The organism is Ruegeria sp. YKSD163 (assembly GCF_059612905.1).
Map to the genome: position 1 here is coordinate 21,945 of NZ_JBXWRM010000016.1, position 20,047 is coordinate 41,991.

Sequence of the window (20,047 nt, forward strand, 5' to 3'; positions counted from 1 at the left end):
CCTTGCCACCGTGAGCGGATAATCCCATCGGAGGAATGACATGCGCGTATTCGGAAAATGGCTGGGCCGGGTCCTGCTAGCCCTGATCCTGGCCGCAGGCGTCATCGGCGTCTGGAAATGGGAAGAGATCAACCGGCTGCTCGCCGTGAACTCTCTGTTCGACGCCGAAAAGATCATCTCCAACTTCTCGCATATGGATGCGGCCTTTCTGACCGCCCCGGTCGCCCGGGGCAATGGCCCCACCTCGGACCTGCCCCATGGCGCCGCCTATGAGCTGCCAACAGGTGGCACCGACTGGATCGAAGCGCGGGCGGTCACCTCTCTTCTTGTCCTCAAGGACGGCCAGATCCGGTTCGAGGAGTATTATCTCGGCACCGGACCCGACGATCGCCGCATCTCGTGGTCGGTGGCCAAGAGCTATCTCTCCGCCCTCATGGGCGCGCTGCTGGAAGAGGGCGCCATCGCCTCTATCGATGATCCGGTTGTCAAATACGCGCCCCAGCTCAAAGGCAGCGCTTATGAACCGGCCAGCATTCGCAACGTGCTGAACATGGCCAGCGGCGTCACTTTCGACGAGGACTATTTCGACAATAATTCAGACATCAACCGCATGGGCCGGGTGGTCGCCCTGGGTGGCACACTGGACGATTTCTCGGCGAGCTTCACCGACAGTTTCGCCGCGCCCGGCGAGACCTGGCAATATGTCTCGATCGACACCCATGTGATCGGCATGGTGATCCGGGGTGCGACAGGGCGCAGCGTGACCGACCTGCTGGCGGAAAAGATCATCGCGCCGCTGGGGTTGGAACGTGACGGCTACTACATCACCGATGGCGCGGGCGTGGCGTTTGTGCTGGGCGGGCTCAATTTCACCACCCGTGACTATGCCCGGTTCGGCCAGATGATCCTTCAGAATGGTAGCTATGGCGGCAAACAGGTGGTCCCGGCGGACTGGATCGCTGTTTCGACCGCCGCCAGCGCCCCGACCGCGCCCGGCAAGATCGGTTATGGCTATCAATGGTGGATCCCGGTTGGTGCCGGTCCGGGCGAATTCCTGGCGCGCGGCGTCTATGGCCAATACATCTATTTCGACCAGCCGCGCGGCGTGGTGATCGTCACCACCGGCGCCGATCGCGGCTTTCGCGGCGATGGCGTGAACGAGGCCAATATCGAAATGTTCCGCAAAATCGCGCAAAGCCTTTAGGATCGGATCATGACACCCGACCCGAGTCTCAATGTTCTGGGTGGAGCGCTGGCGCCCTGCTCGACCGATCCCGTCACCGGCTTCTTTCGCGACGGGCATTGCAACACCTGCGCGCAGGATCAGGGCAGCCACACGGTATGTGCCGTGATGACGGCCGAATTCCTCGCCTATTCCAAATATGTCGGCAATGACCTCAGCACCCCTCGGCCCGAGTTCGGCTTTGCCGGGCTGAAGCCCGGCGACCGCTGGTGCCTGTGTGCGGCGCGTTTCATGCAGGCCGCCGACGAGGGGTGTGGCCCGCAGGTGCACCTGGAGGCGACGCACAGGCGCGCACTGGAAGTCGTTCCGCTGGAAGTTCTGGAACGTCACGCGGTCCGGCGCGACTGATCCTTGCCCGCCTGTTCCGGCATCAGGTCACCGGTCATCAGGTCTTCGATGAAGAGGCCCAGCAATTGGGGGCGCCCAGATACGCCCGCCTTGCGATAGATCGCGTTGGTTTGCGCCTTGACCGTCCCTTCGGAGGTGTTGCGCAGCGCCGCGATTTCCTGAAGGCTGCACCCCTTGATCGCAAACAGGGCAACGTCCCGTTCGGCCGCCGTCAAACCCCATTCCTCGAACCGTTCGTCCAGCAACTCCATGAAGGCTCCGGATGCGGCACGCAGCCTGGCCTCAGCCCTGTGCGCTCGGCGCCAGGTCCGGCTCAAGGCGAGCCAACCAAGGACCCCGCCTAGCAGCAAACCGATTGCCGCGCCGATTTCCAACAGTTCCCGGGTCTGCCAACTGATCGGCGTGGTACGCAGGCCGATCACGGTCAACAAGATATCGGACACGAAGAAAACGGCGCACACCGTCTGCACAACGGCAATCGCCAACAGGATCGCAACGCCCCTCATGCGGGCGCAGACCCGGCAATACCGATCCGGAGCAGATCAATCGTCACCATCGCCACCCGAACCGCTGCCACCATCGTCGCCTCCGCCGTGGCCGCTGTTGTCGCCACCATCGTCGCCGCCGTCATCCCCATCTGATCCGCTGTCCGAACTCGAATCCTCGCCTCCTCGGCCCCGGCCCCGACCGCGCCCCCGGCCACCACCGTCGTCGGTTTCGGTTTCGGTCTCGGGCGACCGATCGAGCAAGCCGCCACCAGTGGAAACCCGGTTGCCTTGCCAATAATCCCTCAAGATCTCGCCAGTCCGAGGATTGACAATGATTTCGCGCTGTTCCCCCGGGCGTCTCGCAACGATCCGCGCACGCCCCAGCAGGGTCCGGCTTACCTCGACTGACGTATACCCCTGCGCCCTGAGCTGTCGGGTGATCGTATCCGTCGTGGTTTGAGCCCAGAGGGCGCCGCCCCAGCACATCAGTGCCAGTCCGGAAGTGATGAAGCTTCTGCGATCCATTTGCCTACCTGATCAACAAGACTCCTGCCCTGATCAGGGCAGGAGTCACGGCAGGTTTGCCGCTTCGTGGGATCAAGGCAACCCCCGGTCGTTCAATCGTCATCTCCCGGGCCATCATCGCCATGGCCGCCATGATCGTCGCCCGCATCGTGGCCGGGGCCATCATCCCCGCCGGACCCGCGACCGCCATGGTCGTCGCCCGCATCATGGTCCGCGCCGTCATCCCCGCCGCGTCCGCGACCGCCGTTGTCGTCGCCCGCATCATGGTCCGCGCCACCATCTCCGCCGCGTCCGCGACCGCCGTGATCGTCGCCCGCATCATGGTCCGCGCCATCATCTCCGCCGCGTCCGCGACCGCGGCCACGCCCGTTATCCTCGCGACCTGCAACCACGAAGCTCCCGACCTCGGTTTGTGCAACCGTATCGGAATTGCTCGCCGAATCCGGTGCACTCAGGTCGGTCTGCACCACGCTGGCCTCGGCAAACCCCACCAGCCCGCCGACAAGAATTGCTCCGGCCGCAACCGCAACCCTGGATGTCATTGTCTTTCGCATTTCATACCTCCATCGCAAATGCGCACCGTCAAAACCAAACGGCGAGTTCAAGCTTTACGACTGGTTCGATGGGGGGAATTGATCTGTGGTTTAGAAGGACGACAAGAATGTGAGCAGTGGCGAATAAACAAAGGTTTATCAGTTTTTTCAGAATGTTGCGGGCAATACGCTCGAAAGTCACCTCATCCCGAAAAGCAGAACAGCGGCCTCGAGAGCCGCTTTCATCCATCTTTGGTTTATTCCGAATGGGTCTGAACCCTTGAGCCGGCGCAACCCGGAACAATCGACTCAGTCCTCTGCGTCACGCCCTTCGGTATCGGACATGTCAAAACCCAGGAACTTGGCCACCGTAAAGATGTCTTTGTCACCCCGGCCACACATGTTCATGCAGATGATGTGATCCTTGGGCAGGTCCGGCGCGATCTTCATCACGTGGGCCAGCGCGTGGCTGGGTTCGAGCGCCGGGATGATCCCCTCGGTCGCGCAGCAAAGCTGGAACGCTTCCAGCGCCTCCTTGTCGGTGATCGAGACATATTTGGCGCGCCCGACCTCATGGAGCCAGGAATGCTCTGGCCCGATACCGGGATAATCAAGACCCGCCGAGATCGAATAACCTTCGAGGATCTGGCCGTCGTCGTCCTGAAGCAGATAGGTGCGGTTGCCATGCAGCACACCGGGGCGGCCACCGGTCAGCGAGGCGCAATGCTCCATCTTCTCGTTGACGCCCTTGCCACCGGCCTCGACCCCGATGATGTTGACGCTCTTGTCATCGAGGAAGGGGTAGAACAGACCCATGGCGTTGGAGCCGCCACCGATGGCGGCGATGATGGTATCGGGCAGACGGCCCTCTGCCTTCATCATCTGTTCCTTGGCTTCCTTGCCGATGATCGACTGGAAATCGCGCACCATCGCCGGATAGGGGTGCGGTCCCGCCACCGTACCGATACAGTAGAAGGTGTCGCGCACATTGGTCACCCAGTCGCGCAGCGCGTCATTCATCGCATCCTTTAGCGTACCACGGCCTGAGGTGACCGGAATAACCTCAGCCCCCAGCAAGCGCATGCGGAACACGTTGGGCGCCTGGCGGCGCACATCATGGGCGCCCATGTAGACCACGCATTTCAGGCCGAACTTGGCGCAGACCGTCGCGGTCGCAACACCATGCTGCCCAGCGCCGGTTTCGGCGATGATCCGAGTCTTGCCCATTCGGCGCGCCAGGATGATCTGGCCCAGCACATTGTTGATCTTGTGCGCACCGGTGTGGTTCAGTTCGTCCCGTTTCATATAGACCTTGGCACCGCCCAGCTCTTGGGTCAGCCGTTCGGCAAAGTAGAGCGGCGACGGGCGGCCCACATAGTTTGCCCAGAGATCGTTCATTTCCGCCCAGAAGCTCGGGTCTATCTTGGCCTTCTCATATTCCTCTTCCAACGACAGGATCAGTGGCATCAACGTCTCGCTGACAAAACGCCCCCCGAAGATTCCGAAACGGCCCTGTTCGTCAGGCCCGGACATGAAGGAATTGAAAAGGTCGTTGGCCATGGCGTGCTCCCTGATATCGCGGACCAGCACTAGCGGTACAACGCTGAAAGGTAAAGCGGTCAGACTTTCGCGAAAGTCTGACACCAAATCCTGCTCAGGATTTGATCACAAACTTTCAGAGAAAGTTTGTGCCCGCGCCGTGATCAGGCGAACGGGTTCGGCGTTGCAGAACACGATCACCTGCCCCGCATTCTCGACAGCAGTGAAACCACGGCGTCGGATCTCCGCCAGGAACGCCTCCCGCCCCACCATCCGTTCCATATCCCGCACCTTGCGGCGCACCACACCGCCGGAACGGGCGGATTTTGCGGTAAACAAATGATCGAACCATTGCTCAGGGCTCTAGGGTGGGAGGGCGAGATTCATAACGCCATACTGCGCAAGACCTGGTAAAGAATGGGTTACTGCGCCCGAGCAGCCGCAAGAAAACCTCGGATCAGCCCGGCATCCTTGACCCCCGGCGCGGATTCGACGCCCGACGAGACATCGACCTGCCGCGCCCCGGTCAGACGGATCGCCTCGCCCACATTGTCAGGCGTCAACCCGCCTGCCAGCATCCAGGGCTTGCGCCAATACTTCCGCCCCGCCAGCAGCCGCCAGTCAAAGGCCAGCCCGTTGCCACCGGGCAGGTCCGCACCTGACGGCGGCTTGGCGTCTATCAGCAACTGGTCCGCCACATCGGAATAGAGGTCGATCTGCGCCAGATCGGCTGCCTCGGCCACCCCGATCGCCTTCATGACTGGCAGACCATAGCGTGCCTTCACCTCGGTCACGCGCGCAGGACTTTCCTTGCCGTGAAGCTGAAGCATGTCGAGCGGAACGGCGGCGGTGATGGCGTCCAGGTCCGCATCGGTTGGATTCACCACCAATGCCACCTTGGCCACCCCAACTGGGACCGACACCGCCAGTTCAACCGCTCGGTCCACCGGCAGGTGCCTGGGTGATCTTGCAAAGAACACGAAGCCGACGTATCGCGCCCCCGCCTCAACGGCGACACGCAGCTGTTCTGGATCGGTCAGCCCGCAAATCTTGACGCGAATGTCGTCACCCATTTCAGCGATCAGGCAGCGGCATCATCGAGAATCGCCAGGACCTCGTCCTTACCCTCGTTCTGCTTCTTCTTGAGCGACTTGACTTCACGCTCGAGCTTACGCACCTCGCGGTGCTTTACATCCGCCGTGCGGCGATGCTTGTGCTCGCGCAGCCATTCCCAGACGAAACCTATCACCACGCCCGCCGCGATCCCCCCCAGCACCACCAGAAACAGCGGCAGCGTCAACGAGAAGTTGACCCCCAGCAGATGGGCCAGGTCTTCGGGCAGCAGGCTCAGCGTCACCATCTGGCGATTGGCCAGCGACACCGAAACCAGCACGATCCCAAGCGTTGCAAGAAAGGCGTAGCGAATATAGCGCATCATGGGTCAGGCTTTTCCGTTCAGGCGATCCCTCAGCAGCTTGCCGGTCTTGAAGAACGGCACGTGCTTTTCCTCTACATGGACTGTATCGCCGGTTCTGGGATTGCGACCAATGCGCGCGTCCCGCTTCTTGACCGAGAAAGCGCCGAAGCCGCGCAGTTCGACCCGGTCCCCGCGTGCCATGGCATCGGTGACTTCTTCGAACACTGTGTTCACGATCCGCTCGACATCCCGCTGATAGAGGTGCGGATTTTCATCGGCAATCTTCTGGATCAGTTCCGAACGGATCATGCGCCTGGCCCTCCCAACGCCAAAGGTCGTCATTCTTATGTCAGGGACTATAGGCAGAAAACCCTTCTGCGGAAACAGGTTACCGATTGCGGCCAAGCCATATTTCGCCATTTGCCCACAATTAACCGTCAACAGAGCTGTCATTCAGCAGGGCGATGGGCCCGGATTCCGGGACGAGACCCCCTGCCGGAGCCTTGCCAAGACCGATTGCTGCGCATGCAAAGCCTCTTGATTCGCAGCACTCCGCACCAGCGACAGGTCGGCCCGTTCAACCAGGCCACTGCACCAAGTTCGGTTTTGCCAGCTGGCAAGGATAGAGGTATGAGCCTTTCCAACCACGCGCGAGGAGATATCGACGATATGGACTACAACACCCTTCTCGAGGGGATCGAGGCAGGGATGCTCGCCATCGCCGACAAGGGCCGTGTCGCCGATTACATCCCCGAACTTGCCTCGGTTGACCCTGGCCAGTTCGGCATCGCGCTGGCCCTGGCCGACGGCCGCTGCTTTGCCGCGGGACATGCGGATACGCCGTTCTCCATTCAGTCGGTTTCCAAGGTCTTCACCCTGGCCCTGGCCCTTGGTCGACTGGGAGACAGGCTTTGGCAGCGGGTCGGTCGGGAGCCGTCCGGGCAGCCCTTCAATTCGATCCTGCAACTCGAACACGAGAGCGGCATACCTCGCAACCCGTTTATCAACGCAGGCGCGCTAGTGGTTACCGACGCAATTCTTGCGGGCCATCAACCCCGAGAGGTTCTGGGCGAAATCCTGCGTTTCGTGCGGGCCGCCGCGGATGATGAGAACATCCATATCGACGAGTCTGTGGCGCGCTCTGAAACCGATCACGGCCACCGCAACATGGCGCTGGCGCATTTCCTTGCGGCGCATGGCAATTTCGTAAACAGCCCGGAACTGACCTGCGGCACCTACTTCCACCAATGCGCGATAGAAATGACAGCGCGCCAACTGGCTATGGCTGGCCGGTTCCTCGTCGGGGGCCAAACCGCGCCTTCACTGATCTCGCGCGCCAGTGTGCGCCGGATCAATGCTCTAATGCTGACCTGCGGCCACTATGACGGGTCGGGAGATTTCGCCTATCGCGTCGGTCTGCCCGGCAAGAGTGGGGTCGGCGGTGGCATTCTGGTCATCGCGCCTGGCCGGGCCTCGATCGCGGTCTGGTCGCCCGGGCTGAACCCACATGGCAATTCCGCTCTTGGCACGCTGGCGGTCGAACAGCTGGCACGGGCAACGGGCTGGTCGATTTTCGGATAGACCACATCAGGCCCCTGTCAGAACGGAAAAGCCCCGCAGGATCGCTCCTGCGGGGCTCTTTGTTGTCTTTAGGCCGGCGAAGGACTTAGTTGTCGCCCTTCAGCGCCGCGCCCAGGATATCGCCCAGCGATGCACCCGAGTCGGACGAGCCGTACTGTTCCACGGCCTCTTTCTCTTCGGCAATCTCGCGTGCCTTGATCGACAGGCCCAGACGACGGGTCTTGCTGTCGACGTTGGTGACGCGGACATCCACCTTGTCACCGACCGAGAAGCGCTCGGGGCGCTGTTCGGCGCGGTCGCGCGACAGGTCCGAACGGCGGATGAAGGATTTCATGCCTTCGTATTCCACCTCGATGCCGCCATCCTCGATCGCGGTGACATTCACGGTGATGACCGAGCCACGCTTCACGCCGCCCACGGCCTCGGCGAACTTGTCGCCGCCCACCGATTTGATCGACAGCGAGATGCGTTCCTTGTCGATATCGACTTCGGAGACGACGGCCTTGACCACGTCACCCTTGCGATAGTTCTGGATCGCGTCTTCGCCGCGCTCGTCCCAGGACAGGTCGGACAGGTGAACCATGCCGTCGATGTCGCCCGGAAGGCCGATGAACAGACCGAATTCGGTGATGTTCTTGACCTCGCCCTCGACCACGGTGCCCTCGGGATGAGTCTCGGCAAAGACTTCCCAAGGGTTGCGCATGGTCTGTTTCAGGCCCAGCGACACGCGACGCTTGGCGCTGTCGATCTCCAGAACCATGACTTCCACTTCCTGGCTGGTCGAAACGATCTTGCCGGGGTGAACGTTCTTCTTGGTCCAGGACATTTCCGAGACGTGCACCAGGCCTTCGACGCCCGGCTCCAGCTCGACGAATGCGCCGTAGTCGGTGATGTTGGTCACGCGGCCGGTATGCACCGATTCCAGCGGATACTTGGCACCGACCAGATCCCACGGATCTTCCTGGAGCTGCTTCATGCCCAGGCTGATACGGTGGGTGTCCTTGTTGATCTTGATCACCTGGACCTTGACGGTCTCGCCGATGTTCAGGATCTCGTTGGGATGGTTGACGCGACGCCATGCCATGTCGGTGACGTGCAGCAGGCCGTCCACACCGCCCAGGTCAACAAATGCACCGTATTCGGTGATGTTCTTGACCACGCCGTCGACGGTCTGACCTTCGGTCAGGTTGCCGATGACTTCGGCGCGCTGTTCGGCGCGGCTTTCTTCCAGGATGGCGCGGCGCGACACGACGATGTTGCCACGGCGACGGTCCATTTTCAGGATCTGGAATGGCTGTTTCAGACCCATCAGCGGGCCAGCATCGCGCACGGGGCGCACGTCGACCTGGCTGCCGGGCAGGAAGGCCACAGCACCGCCCAGATCGACGGTAAAGCCACCCTTGACGCGACCAAAGATCGCGCCTTCGACGCGCTGGTCGTCGGCATAGGCTTTTTCCAGACGGTCCCAGGCCTCTTCGCGGCGGGCCATCTCGCGCGAGATGACAGCTTCGCCACGGGCGTTCTCGGCGGCACGCAGGTAGACTTCTACCTCGTCGCCGATCGAGATCTCAGGCGCTTCGCCGGGATTTGCGAATTCTTTCAGCTCGACGCGGCCTTCCATCTTGTAGCCGACGTCGATGATGGCCTGGCCCGCTTCGATCGCGATGACCTTGCCTTTGACAACCGATCCCTCTTCGGGGGTGTCCATTTCGAAGCTTTCGTTAAGGAGGGCTTCGAATTCCTCCATGGATGCGTTAGCCATGCGGCGTTGATTTCCTTTTCAGTTCGGTTTTTGCTGGCCGAGCGGTTGTCTCCGCCGGTCTTGTTTGATGTCCGCCGGGGCGGCACGGATTGGTCAGACGATCCGGTCTTGTTACCACAAAACAAAGAGGGCCGGATGCTCCCGACCCTGCTCGTCTCATTATTTTATGGCTCAAATCGCCTTATCGACGTGCGCTCTATAGGAGGTTCGGCAACGAAGCGCAAGATCGTTTGCCGGGCACCCCGTGTTATTCCTTTGGAAATAACCTGCCTGCCTCTAGCATGATCTGACCGGGCAGCGCCCGGCTTCAGGGGGAGAATTTCAAATGACCATTATCAAGAGCAGATTCGAGGATGTCGCCCTGAGCGACAAGACCGTCACCGAACGGGTGTTCGAGGGGATCGACCCAAAGATGACCATCCTGATCGATGGACCCAGCGGGCGCAGCTATAGCGGCGCTCAATTCATCCACGCAGTCAAGGCCCTGGCCGGGGGCCTGACCGAGCGCGGGATGGGTGCGGGCACTTGCGTCGGGCTGATGCTGCCGAACCTGCCGGAATATTGCATCGCCTTTCACGGCGTCGCCTGGGCCGGCGGCACCATCACCACGATCAACCCGACCTATACCGCGCCCGAAGTACATCATCAGCTAAAAGACGCCGGGGCGCAGGTTCTGGTGACCATTCCGGCTTTTCTGGACACTGCCCGCGCTGCAATCGAGGGCACCGATGTCGACCGGATCGTGGTGGTCGGAGACGCGCCAGAGGGCATGCTGTCATTCGGCGCGCTGATGGGCACACCGATTGAGCAACAGGTGCCCGTCGACGTGGCCGAGCATGTGGTGGTGCTGCCCTATTCCTCGGGCACCACCGGTATGCCCAAGGGGGTGATGCTGACCCATCGCAACCTCGTGGTGAATATCGACCAGACGCTGCTGCCTGCCGACCTGAACCCGGGCGAGATGACCACCGCCTTTCTGCCGTTCTTCCATATCTACGGCTTGCAGGTGCTGATGAACATATACCTGACCGGCGGTGGCGGTCTTGTGACACTGCCGCGCTTCGATCTGGAGCAGTATCTGGACTGCGTGTCCCGGTACCGCACGCCCCGGCTGTGGATCGTTCCACCGGTCGCCATTGCGCTGGCCAAGCATCCGGTGGTGGCCAATTACGACCTGTCCTGCGTCGAACAGGTGTTCTGCGCCGCAGCCCCGCTGGGCCGCGACGTGGCCGAGGCTCTGGGGGGGCGCATCAGTGCAAAAGTGAACCAAGGGTATGGCATGACCGAGCTAAGCCCGGTCAGTCATGTCTCGCCACGTGGAGAGGGCAAGCCGGGCGCCTCGGGCGTGGCGATATCGAACACCGAGTGCCGCATCGTCGACCCCGAGACCGGCGCCGACCTGCCGCAGGGCGAGGATGGAGAATTGTGGATACGGGGTCCGCAGGTAATGAAGGGATATCTCAACAACGAGGCCGCCACCCGCGCCACCATCGTCGAGGGCGGTTGGTTGCGCACCGGCGACATCGCCCATTTCGACGAGGACGGATTCCTTTATATCACCGACCGCTTGAAGGAGTTGATCAAGTACAAGGGGTTCCAGGTCGCACCGGCCGAGGTCGAGGCGGCGCTGCTGACCCACCCTGCCATCGCGGATGCGGCGGTGATCGGCGCCCCCGATGACGAGGCGGGCGAGGTGCCGCTGGCCTTTGTCGTCGCCGCGGCCGGTCAGGCCGGGCCAAGCCTGGCCGAGGTGCAGACCTATCTCGACACCCGGCTGGCGCATTACAAGCAGGTGCGCCAGTTACAGGTGGTGGATGAGATCCCGAAATCTGCCTCGGGCAAGATCTTGCGTCGCTTGCTGCGCGATGCACAGACAGCAAACTCCTGATGGTACCAGGGGCCGAACATGACAGAGCTGCTCAATCTGCTGGTGATCATCTCGGACGAGCATCGCAAGGACGCGATGGGATGCGCCGGGCATCCCATCGTCAAGACGCCCAACCTGGACACGCTGGCCGCGCGCGGCACGATGTTCGAGGCCGCCTATACCCCCTCGCCCATGTGCGTGCCGACCCGGGCAGCGCTTGCCACGGGCGACTGGATCCACAGGACCGGCCATTGGGACAGCGCCACCCCCTATGCCGGTCAGCCGCGCAGCTGGATGCATGATCTGCGCGATGCCGGGCGCGAGGTCGTCTCCATCGGCAAGCTGCATTTCCGCGCCACCGAGGACGACAACGGGTTCTCGCAGGAGATCCTGCCGATGCATGTGGTGGGTGGCATCGGCTGGACCGTGGGCCTGCTGCGCAAGAACCCGCCCGCCTATGAGGCCGCCGCCGAACTGGCGGCGGATGTCGGGGTGGGTGCCAGCAGCTATACCGACTATGACCGCGCCATCACCGCCGCGGCCGAGGCCTGGCTGGCCGACCCGGCCCGCCAAGAGCATCCCTGGGCCGCCTTCGTATCGCTGGTCAGCCCGCATTACCCGCTGACCTGCCCAGAGGAATGGTTTGCGCTCTATGATCCAGACCACATGGACCTGCCGGTGGGCTATGGCCAGGGCCTGCCGGATCATGCCGAATTGCGCAATATCGGCGGTTTCTTCAACTATGACGCCTATTTCGACGCGCTGAAGATGCGCGAGGCCAAGGCCGCCTATTACGGGCTGACCTCCTTCATGGATGATTGCGTTGGCCGGGTGCTGGCGGCGCTTGAGGCGGGCGGACAGGCCGACAACACCGTGGTCCTCTATGTTTCCGACCATGGAGACATGATGGGCGATCAGGGTTTCTGGACCAAGCAGGTGATGTACGAGGCCAGCGCCGGCGTGCCTATGATTGCCGCCGGGCCGGGCATCCCTGCGGGGCAACGCGTATCGACCTGCACCAGCCTTACCGACATTGCCGCCACCGCGCGCGAGGTCTGCGGAGTGGCGGCGCGCGAGGACCTCCCCGGCCTGTCACTGCGCAGTATTGCCTCTGCACCCGATGATCCCGACCGGGCCGGGTTCAGCGAATATCATGACGGCGGTTCGCGCACCGGCACGTTTATGCTGCGCTGGGGCCGCTGGAAATATGTCCACTACGTCGGGGAGGCACCGCAACTCTTCGATCTGGAGCGCGACCCGCAGGAACTGACCGATCTAGCCCCGCGCGCCGAGGGAGATCCCGACCTGCGCGCGCTGCTGGCCGAAGGCGAGCACCGCCTGCGGGCCATCTGCAACCCTGAGACGGTGAATGCCCGCGCCTTTGCCGATCAGAAAAGGCGGATCGCAGAGCTGGGCGGGGAAGAGGCTTGCCGCACCGGCTATAGTTTCAACCACACACCGGTCCCGCAAGAAGGCGAAGCACTCTGACATCGCAACGACGCGCGCGCTGACGGCAGGCGGCCGTTTTCCGCGCCGGAAAACGGCCCGGAAAAATGTCATTTTTCCGGCGCGCGCCCGGACATGACCGCGTGAATGCCAGCCGTGGCAAACGCGATCAGCTGATCCGCGCCCGCCTCCTCCGCGTCGGGGCTGAGCGTGTCCAGACGCCAGGCGGAATAGACATGAGCCAGCATCGCCGAGACCGCATAGATCTGCCCCATCGCCGCCTGCCTCGGCGCCGCATCCGGGTAGAGGGCGGCGATCTCTGCAATGAAGCGCTGCGCGGTGGGGTCGAAACACTCTGCCGCCAGCGCGCTCCAGCGCCGATCGGCCGAGACATGCGCCAGCAGCCGCCCATAGGCCACCCATTGCGGCCCGCCCTCCTGTGCCAGCGTCACATAGGGCCGGATGAAGCAATCGAGGATGCACGCCAGATCGAGCGGGCCGCGCCCGCGCGCCGTCTCCAGCGCCTCGATCCGGATGCGCGACAACTCTCCCGCGCGGCGCGAGACGACAAGGTGAAACAGCTCTTCCTTGCTGCCGCCATGATGGGCCACCAGCCCGCCCTGCACCCCCGCCGCCTTGGCTATGTCGCGAATCGAGGCGCCCTCGAATCCGCGCGCGGCAAACAACTGCTCTGCCGCATCCAGAATACGGGCCCGGGTCTGCAAGGACCGCGCCGAGGGCGCCCGTTGCCGTTGTTTCTCCAAAACAAACATCCCTTTTGCAAATTATCTTGCCTTATTTTGAACGATCGTTCAATCTAAAAGCAACGGGAGAACAGCGATGACAGAAACGCGCGACAGATTTGCCCTGATCGGGGCAGGTCCGATGGGGCTGGCCATGGCCAAGGTGATGCTGGAACAGGGCATCGCCTTTGACGGGTTCGAGCTGCATTCGGATGTGGGCGGGCTGTGGGACATCGATGGCCCGCGCTCGACCATGTACGACAGCGCGCATCTGATCTCCTCCAAGCGGATGACCGAGTTCACCGATTTCCCGATGGAGGACGCGGTCGCCGAATACCCCTCGCACCGAGAGCTGAAGCGGTACTTCAACGCCTTCGCCGACCGCTTTGGGCTGCGCGAACATTACCGTTTCGGGGCCGAGGTGCTGCGGTGTGAGCCGCTGGGCGGGCCGGGCGAAGGATGGCGTGTCACGTGGCGCGACGCAGAGGGGGAGCACACGGAAACCTATGCCGGGGTGATGATCGCCAATGGCACATTATCCGAGCCCAACATGCCGGAATTCAAGGGAACATTTGACGGCGAACTGATTCATTCCTCGGCCTACCGCCACCCCTCGCAATTCGATGGCAAGCGGGTGCTGATCGTGGGGGCGGGCAATTCCGGCTGCGACATCGCGGTGGATGCGATCCATCACGGGGTGATGTGCGACCTGTCGATGCGGCGCGGATACTACTTTGTCCCGAAATACGTCTTTGGCAAACCGGCCGATACGCTGGGCGGCATGATCAAGCTGCCGATGTGGCTGAAACGGCGGGTCGACGGGATGATCCTGAAATGGTTCGTGGGCGATCCGCAGAAATACGGATTCCCCAAGCCCGACTACCAGCTGTATGAAAGCCACCCGGTGGTCAATTCGCTGGTTCTCTATCACGCGGGCCATGGCGATTTGCGCATCCGTCCCGATATCGACCGTTTTGACGGAATCCGGGTGATCTTTGCCGATGGTTCGAGCGAGGAGTATGACATGATCCTCGCCGCCACCGGCTACAAGCTGTTTTATCCATTCATCGACCGCGACCAGCTGAACTGGCTGGGCGATGCGCCGCATCTGTACCTGAACGCGCTGCATCCCGAGCGCGACGACCTCTTTGTGCTGGGGATGATCGAGGCCAGCGGTCTGGGCTGGCAGGGCCGCCATGAACAAGCCGAGATGGTGGCGCGCTATATCACGGGCCTGCGCACGGGCAACAAGGCGGCGGCAGAGTTGAAGGCTGAGAAATCGGCAGGCTTTGAACGGGCGACCGGCGGCATGAACTACCTCAAGCTGGCGCGCATGGCCTATTACGTGGACAAGGCCACCTATCGCGGCGCGGTGACCGGATGGATCAAACGGCTGAAGGACACGCGAGCATGACCGGCATAGACGATATCCTGCTGAACTTTTCGCCCGCCTCGCTGATGCTGCTGAACGCAATCCTTGCGGTGGTGATGTTCTCCATCGCCATTGACCTGACGGTCGAGGATTTCCGCCGCTTGTCGCACGGACCGAAACCGGTGCTGGTGGGGCTCTTCTCGCAATTCGTGGTGCTGCCGGTGCTGACCTTCGCGCTAGTCTGGCTGACCGCGCCGCACCCGTCGATTGCGCTGGGCCTCATTCTGGTGGCGGCCTGTCCGGGCGGCAATATCTCGAACTTCATCACCCATCGGGCCGGCGGCAACGCGGCGCTGTCGGTGTCGATGACCGCCTTTGCCACCGTGGGCGCCATCGTGATGACGCCCGCCAATATCGCGCTGTGGGGGAGCCTGTATCCCCCCACCCGCGCCATCCTGCAAGAGACCCGTATCGACCCTGTGCAGATCGCCATCACGGTCGGGTTGATGCTGATCCTGCCACTGATCCTGGGCGTGGCGCTGAACATGCGCCGCCCTGCCCTGACAGCGCGGTTGCGGCGGCCACTGCAACTCTTGTCGATGGGCATCTTCATCGCGTTCATCATACTCGCTCTGGCTGCAAATTGGGGGTACTTCCTGAGTTTCGCCGGAGCTGTCGCCGGGCTTGTGATCCTTCACAATGCCCTGGCTCTGGGGGGCGGCTGGGTTGTGGCCACTCTGACCCGGCTGTCCCCTTACGACCGGCGCGCGGTGACGATCGAAACCGGCATCCAGAACTCGGGCCTTGGCCTTGTGCTGATCTTTGCCTTTTTCCATGGGCTGGGCGGTATGGCGGTGGCGGCGGCGTTCTGGGGGATCTGGCACGCGATCTCGGGCCTTGGGCTGGCCATGCTGATGTCGCGGACCGAGGCCAGACGATGAGCCGCATCCTGATCACCGGTGCGGCGGGCATGGTGGGACAGGCGTTGTTGGCCGAACTGTCCGGCCAGCAGGTCTTTGCCACTGACCTTGCGCGACCCGATCCGCTGCCCGAGGGTATGCCCTATTTCAAGATGGATGTGACGGGCGATGACCCTGACCGGGTTATTGCCAAGGTTCAGCCGGATGTGGTCATTCACCTCGCCTCTATCGTGTCACCCGGTGTGGCGCGCGAGGTCGCCCATCGCGTCGACGTCGGCGGCACGCGGGCGGTGCTGGAAGCCTCTCTGGCGCATGGGGTGCGGCGACTGGTGGTGACATCCTCGGGGGCGGCCTATGGCTATCACGCCGACAACCCGGTGCCCCTGCGCGAAAGCGATCCGCTGCGCGGCAATCCCGAGTTTGCCTATGCCGATCACAAACGCCAGGTCGAGGAGATGCTGGCCCAGGCGCGCCAGAGCGCGCCCGAGCTGGAACAGGTGGTGCTGCGGGTGGGAACGGTTCTGGGCGCGGGCACCGAGAACCAGATTACCGCCCTCTTTCACAAACCCCGCCTGCTGGCGGTGCGCGGATCGGAAAGCCCGTTTGTCTTTATCTGGACCCGCGATCTGGCCCGTATTCTGGCGCGGGCAGCGGGAGATGGGCCAGCGGGCATATTCAACGTGGCGGGCGATGGGGTGATGGGGGTTTCGGACCTTGCACACGCCCTGGGCAAGCCGGTGCTGCGCTTGCCTGCACTGGCGTTGAAGGCGGCGCTCGCGCTCGCGCGGCCGCTGGGTCTGTCGCGCTATGGGCCCGAACAGGTGCGGTTCCTGCAATATCGCCCGGTGCTGGCCAATGACGCGCTGAAACAGGTGTTCGGCTATACACCCGAGCTGACCAGCGCCGAGGTCTTCGACCTCTGGCGGCGCGAGGTGGGGTTGTGAAGCGGGCGGTGATCTCAGGGGGGGCTGGCGGGTTGGGCCGGGCGCTGTCGGATACGCTGCAAGCGCGCGGGTGGCATGTAACGCTGCTCGATCGCGATATCTCGACCATCGAGGCTGGCGAGACCCAGCGCGTCATTCAATGCGACCTCACCGATCCCGGCCAGCTGGCCGCGGCCTGCGCCCTTGCCAGCGGGCCGCAAGGGGTGGACCTTGCCGTCTATAATGCCGGCATCACCCAGATCGGCCTGTTTGCAGACAGTGACGAGGCCAGCCATCGCCGGGTGTTCGAGATCAACTATTTCGCTGCCGTGAACATGGCCCGCGCCTTGCTGTCGCCCGTGCGGCAGGCGCGCGGCACCCATCTGGCGATTTCCTCGGTGGCGGGGTTCGCGCCGCTATACAGCCGCACATCCTATGCCGCGTCCAAACACGCTCTGGAGGGGTTTTTCAAATCGTTGCGGTCCGAGGAGCGCGCGCATGGGGTGCGGGTGCAAATCGCGGCGCCGTCCTTTGTCGCCACCAATCTGGGCAATGCGCAGGCGCAGCCCGACGGCATCGCCCGGCCCGGCTCGGCCACGGACGGGATGGACTACATGACGCCCGAGGCGGCGGCGGCGACCATTTTGCGCGGCCTCGACCGGGGCCAAGACATGATCCCGGTGGGCCGGGTGGCACGGCTGGCCTGGTGGATCAACCGGCTGTCGCCGGGCCTCTATCAACGGCTGATGGAAAGTAAAATCGGACGTGGCTGAGAATTTTCCGGGCACCCTCTTGACCTTCCTGTGACTGGAAGCTCCATCTGAGGGGTGATCATAGAACAAGGACGAGTCGCATGTCAGCACAAACCACATCGCTGAAGATCACGGGCTTGAGCTGCGCCGGCTGTGTGGGCCGGGTGGAACGCGCCTTGTTGGCGGTTCCGGGGGTTGCCGGGGCCTCGGTCAACTTTGCCACCAGGACGGCGCAGGTCCACCATGACAGCCCGGTCGCCGCGCTGACCCAGGCGGCGGCGGATGCGGGCTATCCGGCCGAGGTGTCGGAAACCACGTTGACGGTCGAAGGGCTCAGCTGCGCCTCTTGTGTGGGCCGGGTCGAACGGGCGCTGAACGCCACGCCCGGCGTGGTTGCGGCGCAGGTCAATCTGGCCACCCGTACCGCGCGGGTCAGCTATGTCACCGGCAGCACCGATCCGGTGGCGCTGGCGGCGGTCTCGACCGCTGCGGGCTATGCTGCCCGCCCCGAGGGAGGCGCCGAGGACGGGGGCGAGGAGCCCTCGGACGAGGCTGCGATGCTCAAACGGCAGACCCTGCTGGCCATCCTGCTGGCGCTGCCTGTCTTCCTGATCGAGATGGGCGGGCACATGATCCCGGCCCTGCATCACTGGATCATGGCGACCATCGGCCAACAGGCCAGTTATCTTATCCTGTTTGCGCTCACCACGGTATTGCTGCTCGGCCCCGGTCGAGTGTTCTATGCCAAGGGTTTCCCGGCCCTGCTGCGCGGTGCCCCCGACATGAATGCGCTGGTCACAATGGGAACTGGTGCCGCCTATGGATTCTCTCTCGTGGCAACCTTCGCCCCCGGCCTGCTGCCCGCCGGCACCGCCAATGTCTATTACGAAGCCGCCGCCGTCATCGTCGCGCTGATCCTGCTGGGCCGCTGGCTGGAGGCGCGGGCGCGCGGGCGCACCGGTGCCGCCATCGAGGCGCTGGTCGGCCTGCAACCCCGCCATGCCCGGATCGAGCGCAATGGCCAGCCGGTCGAGGTGGCTATCGCCGATATCCAGCCCGGCGACACGCTGCTGATCCGTCCCGGCGACCGCATCCCGGCAGACGCGGTGGTGCTGGACGGGCAGAGCCATGTGGACGAGAGCATGATCACCGGCGAGCCGGTGCCGGTAACCAAATCCGCCGGCGACACGCTGGTGGGCGGCACCGTGAACGGCGCAGGCGCCCTGCGCGCGCGCGCCGAAAAGGTGGGCGCCGACACGGTTCTGGCCCAGATCATCCGCATGGTGGAACAGGCACAGGGCGCCAAGCTGCCGATCCAGTCGGTGGTGGACCGGATCACCCTCTGGTTCGTGCCCATCGTGATGGGAGTCGCGGCGCTGACGGTGCTGGTCTGGCTGACCTTTGGCCCATCGCCCGCGCTGGGTCACGCCTTGGTCGCGGGTGTGGCGGTGCTGATCATCGCCTGCCCCTGTGCCATGGGTCTGGCCACGCCGACCTCGATCATGGTGGGAACCGGACGTGCCGCCGAACTGGGCGTGCTGTTTCGCAAGGGGGACGCGCTGCAACGTCTGCAAGAGGCAAAGGTGATTGCCTTCGACAAGACCGGCACGCTGACGCTGGGGCGGCCGGAACTGACCGATCTGAGCCCCGCCGAAGGGTTTGACCGTGATGGCGTATTGCGGCTGGCGGCAGCCGTCGAGGCGCAATCGGAACACCCGATTGCCTCGGCCATTGCCCGCGCGGCCAAGGGCAACGTGCCTACGGTGGACGGGTTCCAGAGCCTGACCGGGCTGGGTGCCCGCGCCACGGTCGAGGGCCAGGACGTGTTGGTCGGCGCCGACCGGCTGTTCGTCCGCGAAGGTATCGACCTGGGCTCGCTGGCCGAAATCGGGGCGGGCTGGGCCGCAGAGGGCAAGACGCCGCTTTATGCGTCGGTCGGGGGCCGTGCGGCGGCGGTTCTGGCGGTCTCGGACCCGGTGAAACCCGGCACGGTCGAGGCCATCGAGCGGTTCCACCAGATGGGGCTGAGCGTGGCCATGATCACAGGCGACAACACCCGCACGGCACAGGCGCTGGCGGCGAAACTGAGCATCGACGCGGTCACCGCCGAGGTGATGCCCGAGGGCAAGGTCGCGGCGCTGGATGCGCTGCGGACGGAGCATGGCGCGCTGGCCTTTGTCGGCGACGGCATCAACGACGCCCCCGCATTGGCCCATGCCGATACTGGCATCGCGGTCGGCACCGGCACCGATGTGGCCATCGAGGCGGCCGATGTGGTGCTGATGTCGGGCGATCTGCGCGGCGTGGCCAATGCGCTGGAGGTGAGCCGCGCCACCATGCGCAACATCCGCCAGAACCTGGGCTGGGCCTTTGGCTATAACGTGCTGCTTATCCCAGTGGCGGCGGGCGTGCTCTATCCGTTTGGCGGGCCGATGCTGTCGCCGGTGCTGGCGGCGGGCGCGATGGCCTTGTCGAGCGTCTTTGTCGTCACCAACGCCCTGCGCCTGCGGCGGGTGCGGGCCGCCCTGCCCGCTTCGCGACAGGCGACCAACCCACCCCCGGCGGTCGCCCCCGCCCCGGCAGAGTAA

20 protein-coding genes are annotated in these 20,047 nt (G+C 63.6%); 10 read left to right on the forward strand and 10 right to left on the reverse strand.

Annotated elements, in window-relative coordinates; translation table 11 throughout:
* Positions 1-40: 40 nt before the first annotated feature.
* Together AC2FNA_RS18535 and AC2FNA_RS18540 are read left to right on the forward strand one after the other, a co-directional pair.
* Positions 41-1,204 carry a serine hydrolase domain-containing protein gene (locus AC2FNA_RS18535; RefSeq protein WP_496829047.1) on the forward strand — a complete coding sequence of 388 codons (1,164 nt, stop codon included), beginning with the start codon at positions 41-43 and terminating at the stop codon, positions 1,202-1,204.
* A gap of 9 nt (positions 1,205-1,213) precedes the next feature.
* A complete protein-coding gene (locus tag AC2FNA_RS18540) occupies positions 1,214-1,591 on the forward strand; it encodes a DUF2237 family protein (RefSeq protein WP_496829049.1) in 378 nt (125 codons plus the stop codon).
* On the opposite strand, the gene AC2FNA_RS18545 is transcribed toward AC2FNA_RS18540, so the two are convergent.
* The 8 genes from AC2FNA_RS18545 to ihfB form a co-directional block, all read right to left on the reverse strand.
* Positions 1,570-2,097: a helix-turn-helix transcriptional regulator gene (locus AC2FNA_RS18545; RefSeq protein WP_496829051.1), complete on the reverse strand. Its 528-nt coding sequence runs from the start codon at positions 2,095-2,097 to the stop codon at positions 1,570-1,572. The genes AC2FNA_RS18540 and AC2FNA_RS18545 overlap by 22 nt on opposite strands.
* A 36-nt stretch (positions 2,098-2,133) precedes the next feature.
* Entirely contained in the window at positions 2,134-2,604 is a 471-nt protein-coding gene (locus AC2FNA_RS18550; RefSeq protein WP_496829053.1) for a hypothetical protein, read from the reverse strand.
* A gap of 92 nt (positions 2,605-2,696) precedes the next feature.
* Positions 2,697-3,146, reverse strand: coding sequence for a hypothetical protein (locus AC2FNA_RS18555; RefSeq protein WP_496829055.1), 450 nt, complete (start codon positions 3,144-3,146; stop codon positions 2,697-2,699).
* A gap of 300 nt (positions 3,147-3,446) precedes the next feature.
* Complete coding sequence (trpB, locus tag AC2FNA_RS18560) at positions 3,447-4,697, reverse strand: tryptophan synthase subunit beta (RefSeq protein WP_234143089.1); 1,251 nt, start codon at positions 4,695-4,697, stop codon at positions 3,447-3,449.
* A gap of 105 nt (positions 4,698-4,802) precedes the next feature.
* On the reverse strand, positions 4,803-4,958 hold the full coding sequence (locus AC2FNA_RS18565; RefSeq protein WP_496829057.1) for a hypothetical protein: 156 nt from the start codon (positions 4,956-4,958) through the stop codon (positions 4,803-4,805).
* Positions 4,959-5,098: 140 nt separating this feature from the next.
* Positions 5,099-5,749, reverse strand: coding sequence for a phosphoribosylanthranilate isomerase (locus AC2FNA_RS18570; RefSeq protein WP_496829059.1), 651 nt, complete (start codon positions 5,747-5,749; stop codon positions 5,099-5,101).
* Positions 5,750-5,757: 8 nt separating this feature from the next.
* A complete protein-coding gene (locus AC2FNA_RS18575) occupies positions 5,758-6,111 on the reverse strand; it encodes a lipopolysaccharide assembly protein LapA domain-containing protein (RefSeq protein ID WP_496829202.1) in 354 nt (117 codons plus the stop codon).
* Between the two features lie 6 nt (positions 6,112-6,117).
* Positions 6,118-6,402 (reverse strand): integration host factor subunit beta, encoded by a 285-nt coding sequence (gene ihfB, locus AC2FNA_RS18580; protein WP_011046553.1) that lies wholly within the window; start codon positions 6,400-6,402, stop codon positions 6,118-6,120.
* A gap of 360 nt (positions 6,403-6,762) precedes the next feature.
* Here ihfB and AC2FNA_RS18585 point away from each other — a divergent pair, with 360 nt between their 5' ends.
* Entirely contained in the window at positions 6,763-7,674 is a 912-nt protein-coding gene (locus AC2FNA_RS18585) for a glutaminase (protein WP_496829204.1), read from the forward strand.
* An 85-nt stretch (positions 7,675-7,759) separates the two neighbouring features.
* Here AC2FNA_RS18585 and rpsA read toward each other — a convergent pair whose 3' ends face one another.
* On the reverse strand, positions 7,760-9,436 hold the full coding sequence (gene rpsA / locus AC2FNA_RS18590) for a 30S ribosomal protein S1 (protein WP_496829061.1): 1,677 nt from the start codon (positions 9,434-9,436) through the stop codon (positions 7,760-7,762).
* Between the two features lie 325 nt (positions 9,437-9,761).
* On the opposite strand from rpsA, the gene AC2FNA_RS18595 reads away from it, so the two are divergent.
* Together AC2FNA_RS18595 and AC2FNA_RS18600 are read left to right on the forward strand one after the other, a co-directional pair.
* Entirely contained in the window at positions 9,762-11,324 is a 1,563-nt protein-coding gene (locus AC2FNA_RS18595; RefSeq protein ID WP_496829063.1) for an AMP-binding protein, read from the forward strand.
* A gap of 18 nt (positions 11,325-11,342) precedes the next feature.
* Positions 11,343-12,791 carry a sulfatase family protein gene (locus AC2FNA_RS18600; protein ID WP_496829065.1) on the forward strand — a complete coding sequence of 483 codons (1,449 nt, stop codon included), beginning with the start codon at positions 11,343-11,345 and terminating at the stop codon, positions 12,789-12,791.
* Between the two features lie 68 nt (positions 12,792-12,859).
* On the opposite strand, the gene AC2FNA_RS18605 is transcribed toward AC2FNA_RS18600, so the two are convergent.
* The gene (locus AC2FNA_RS18605; RefSeq protein WP_496829067.1) at positions 12,860-13,522 is read right to left on the reverse strand and encodes a TetR/AcrR family transcriptional regulator; all 663 of its coding nucleotides are present in this window, start codon (positions 13,520-13,522) and stop codon (positions 12,860-12,862) included.
* Positions 13,523-13,589: 67 nt separating this feature from the next.
* Here AC2FNA_RS18605 and AC2FNA_RS18610 point away from each other — a divergent pair, with 67 nt between their 5' ends.
* The 5 genes from AC2FNA_RS18610 (at position 13,590) to AC2FNA_RS18630 (ending at position 20,047) form a co-directional block, all read left to right on the forward strand.
* Positions 13,590-14,906, forward strand: coding sequence for a flavin-containing monooxygenase (locus tag AC2FNA_RS18610; RefSeq protein ID WP_496829069.1), 1,317 nt, complete (start codon positions 13,590-13,592; stop codon positions 14,904-14,906).
* Positions 14,903-15,805: a bile acid:sodium symporter family protein gene (locus AC2FNA_RS18615; protein ID WP_496829071.1), complete on the forward strand. Its 903-nt coding sequence runs from the start codon at positions 14,903-14,905 to the stop codon at positions 15,803-15,805. Before AC2FNA_RS18610 ends, AC2FNA_RS18615 begins: the two co-directional genes overlap by 4 nt.
* On the forward strand, positions 15,802-16,728 hold the full coding sequence (locus AC2FNA_RS18620) for an SDR family oxidoreductase (protein WP_496829073.1): 927 nt from the start codon (positions 15,802-15,804) through the stop codon (positions 16,726-16,728). The genes AC2FNA_RS18615 and AC2FNA_RS18620 overlap by 4 nt, the downstream gene beginning before the upstream one ends.
* On the forward strand, positions 16,725-17,480 hold the full coding sequence (locus AC2FNA_RS18625; protein ID WP_496829075.1) for an SDR family NAD(P)-dependent oxidoreductase: 756 nt from the start codon (positions 16,725-16,727) through the stop codon (positions 17,478-17,480). Before AC2FNA_RS18620 ends, AC2FNA_RS18625 begins: the two co-directional genes overlap by 4 nt.
* A gap of 80 nt (positions 17,481-17,560) precedes the next feature.
* Positions 17,561-20,047, forward strand: coding sequence for a heavy metal translocating P-type ATPase (locus AC2FNA_RS18630; protein WP_496829077.1), 2,487 nt, complete (start codon positions 17,561-17,563; stop codon positions 20,045-20,047).

Excerpts from the sequence above, each read along its gene's own strand:
- AC2FNA_RS18540 (WP_496829049.1), top strand. The coding sequence starts at position 1,214 with ATGACACCCGACCCGAGTCTCAATGTTCTGGGTGGAGCGCTGGCGCCC.
- AC2FNA_RS18535 (WP_496829047.1), top strand. The coding sequence starts at position 41 with ATGCGCGTATTCGGAAAATGGCTGGGCCGGGTCCTGCTAGCCCTGATC.
- AC2FNA_RS18565 (WP_496829057.1), bottom strand. The coding sequence starts at position 4,958 with ATGGAACGGATGGTGGGGCGGGAGGCGTTCCTGGCGGAGATCCGACGC.
- AC2FNA_RS18585 (WP_496829204.1), top strand. The coding sequence starts at position 6,763 with ATGGACTACAACACCCTTCTCGAGGGGATCGAGGCAGGGATGCTCGCC.
- AC2FNA_RS18630 (WP_496829077.1), top strand. The coding sequence starts at position 17,561 with ATGTCAGCACAAACCACATCGCTGAAGATCACGGGCTTGAGCTGCGCC.
- AC2FNA_RS18570 (WP_496829059.1), bottom strand. The coding sequence starts at position 5,749 with ATGGGTGACGACATTCGCGTCAAGATTTGCGGGCTGACCGATCCAGAA.
- AC2FNA_RS18610 (WP_496829069.1), top strand. The coding sequence starts at position 13,590 with ATGACAGAAACGCGCGACAGATTTGCCCTGATCGGGGCAGGTCCGATG.
- ihfB (WP_011046553.1), bottom strand. The coding sequence starts at position 6,402 with ATGATCCGTTCGGAACTGATCCAGAAGATTGCCGATGAAAATCCGCAC.
- rpsA (WP_496829061.1), bottom strand. The coding sequence starts at position 9,436 with ATGGCTAACGCATCCATGGAGGAATTCGAAGCCCTCCTTAACGAAAGC.
- trpB (WP_234143089.1), bottom strand. The coding sequence starts at position 4,697 with ATGGCCAACGACCTTTTCAATTCCTTCATGTCCGGGCCTGACGAACAG.
- AC2FNA_RS18595 (WP_496829063.1), top strand. The coding sequence starts at position 9,762 with ATGACCATTATCAAGAGCAGATTCGAGGATGTCGCCCTGAGCGACAAG.
- AC2FNA_RS18575 (WP_496829202.1), bottom strand. The coding sequence starts at position 6,111 with ATGCGCTATATTCGCTACGCCTTTCTTGCAACGCTTGGGATCGTGCTG.
- AC2FNA_RS18615 (WP_496829071.1), top strand. The coding sequence starts at position 14,903 with ATGACCGGCATAGACGATATCCTGCTGAACTTTTCGCCCGCCTCGCTG.
- AC2FNA_RS18605 (WP_496829067.1), bottom strand. The coding sequence starts at position 13,522 with ATGTTTGTTTTGGAGAAACAACGGCAACGGGCGCCCTCGGCGCGGTCC.
- AC2FNA_RS18555 (WP_496829055.1), bottom strand. The coding sequence starts at position 3,146 with ATGACATCCAGGGTTGCGGTTGCGGCCGGAGCAATTCTTGTCGGCGGG.
- AC2FNA_RS18600 (WP_496829065.1), top strand. The coding sequence starts at position 11,343 with ATGACAGAGCTGCTCAATCTGCTGGTGATCATCTCGGACGAGCATCGC.
- AC2FNA_RS18545 (WP_496829051.1), bottom strand. The coding sequence starts at position 2,097 with ATGAGGGGCGTTGCGATCCTGTTGGCGATTGCCGTTGTGCAGACGGTG.
- AC2FNA_RS18620 (WP_496829073.1), top strand. The coding sequence starts at position 15,802 with ATGAGCCGCATCCTGATCACCGGTGCGGCGGGCATGGTGGGACAGGCG.
- AC2FNA_RS18550 (WP_496829053.1), bottom strand. The coding sequence starts at position 2,604 with ATGGATCGCAGAAGCTTCATCACTTCCGGACTGGCACTGATGTGCTGG.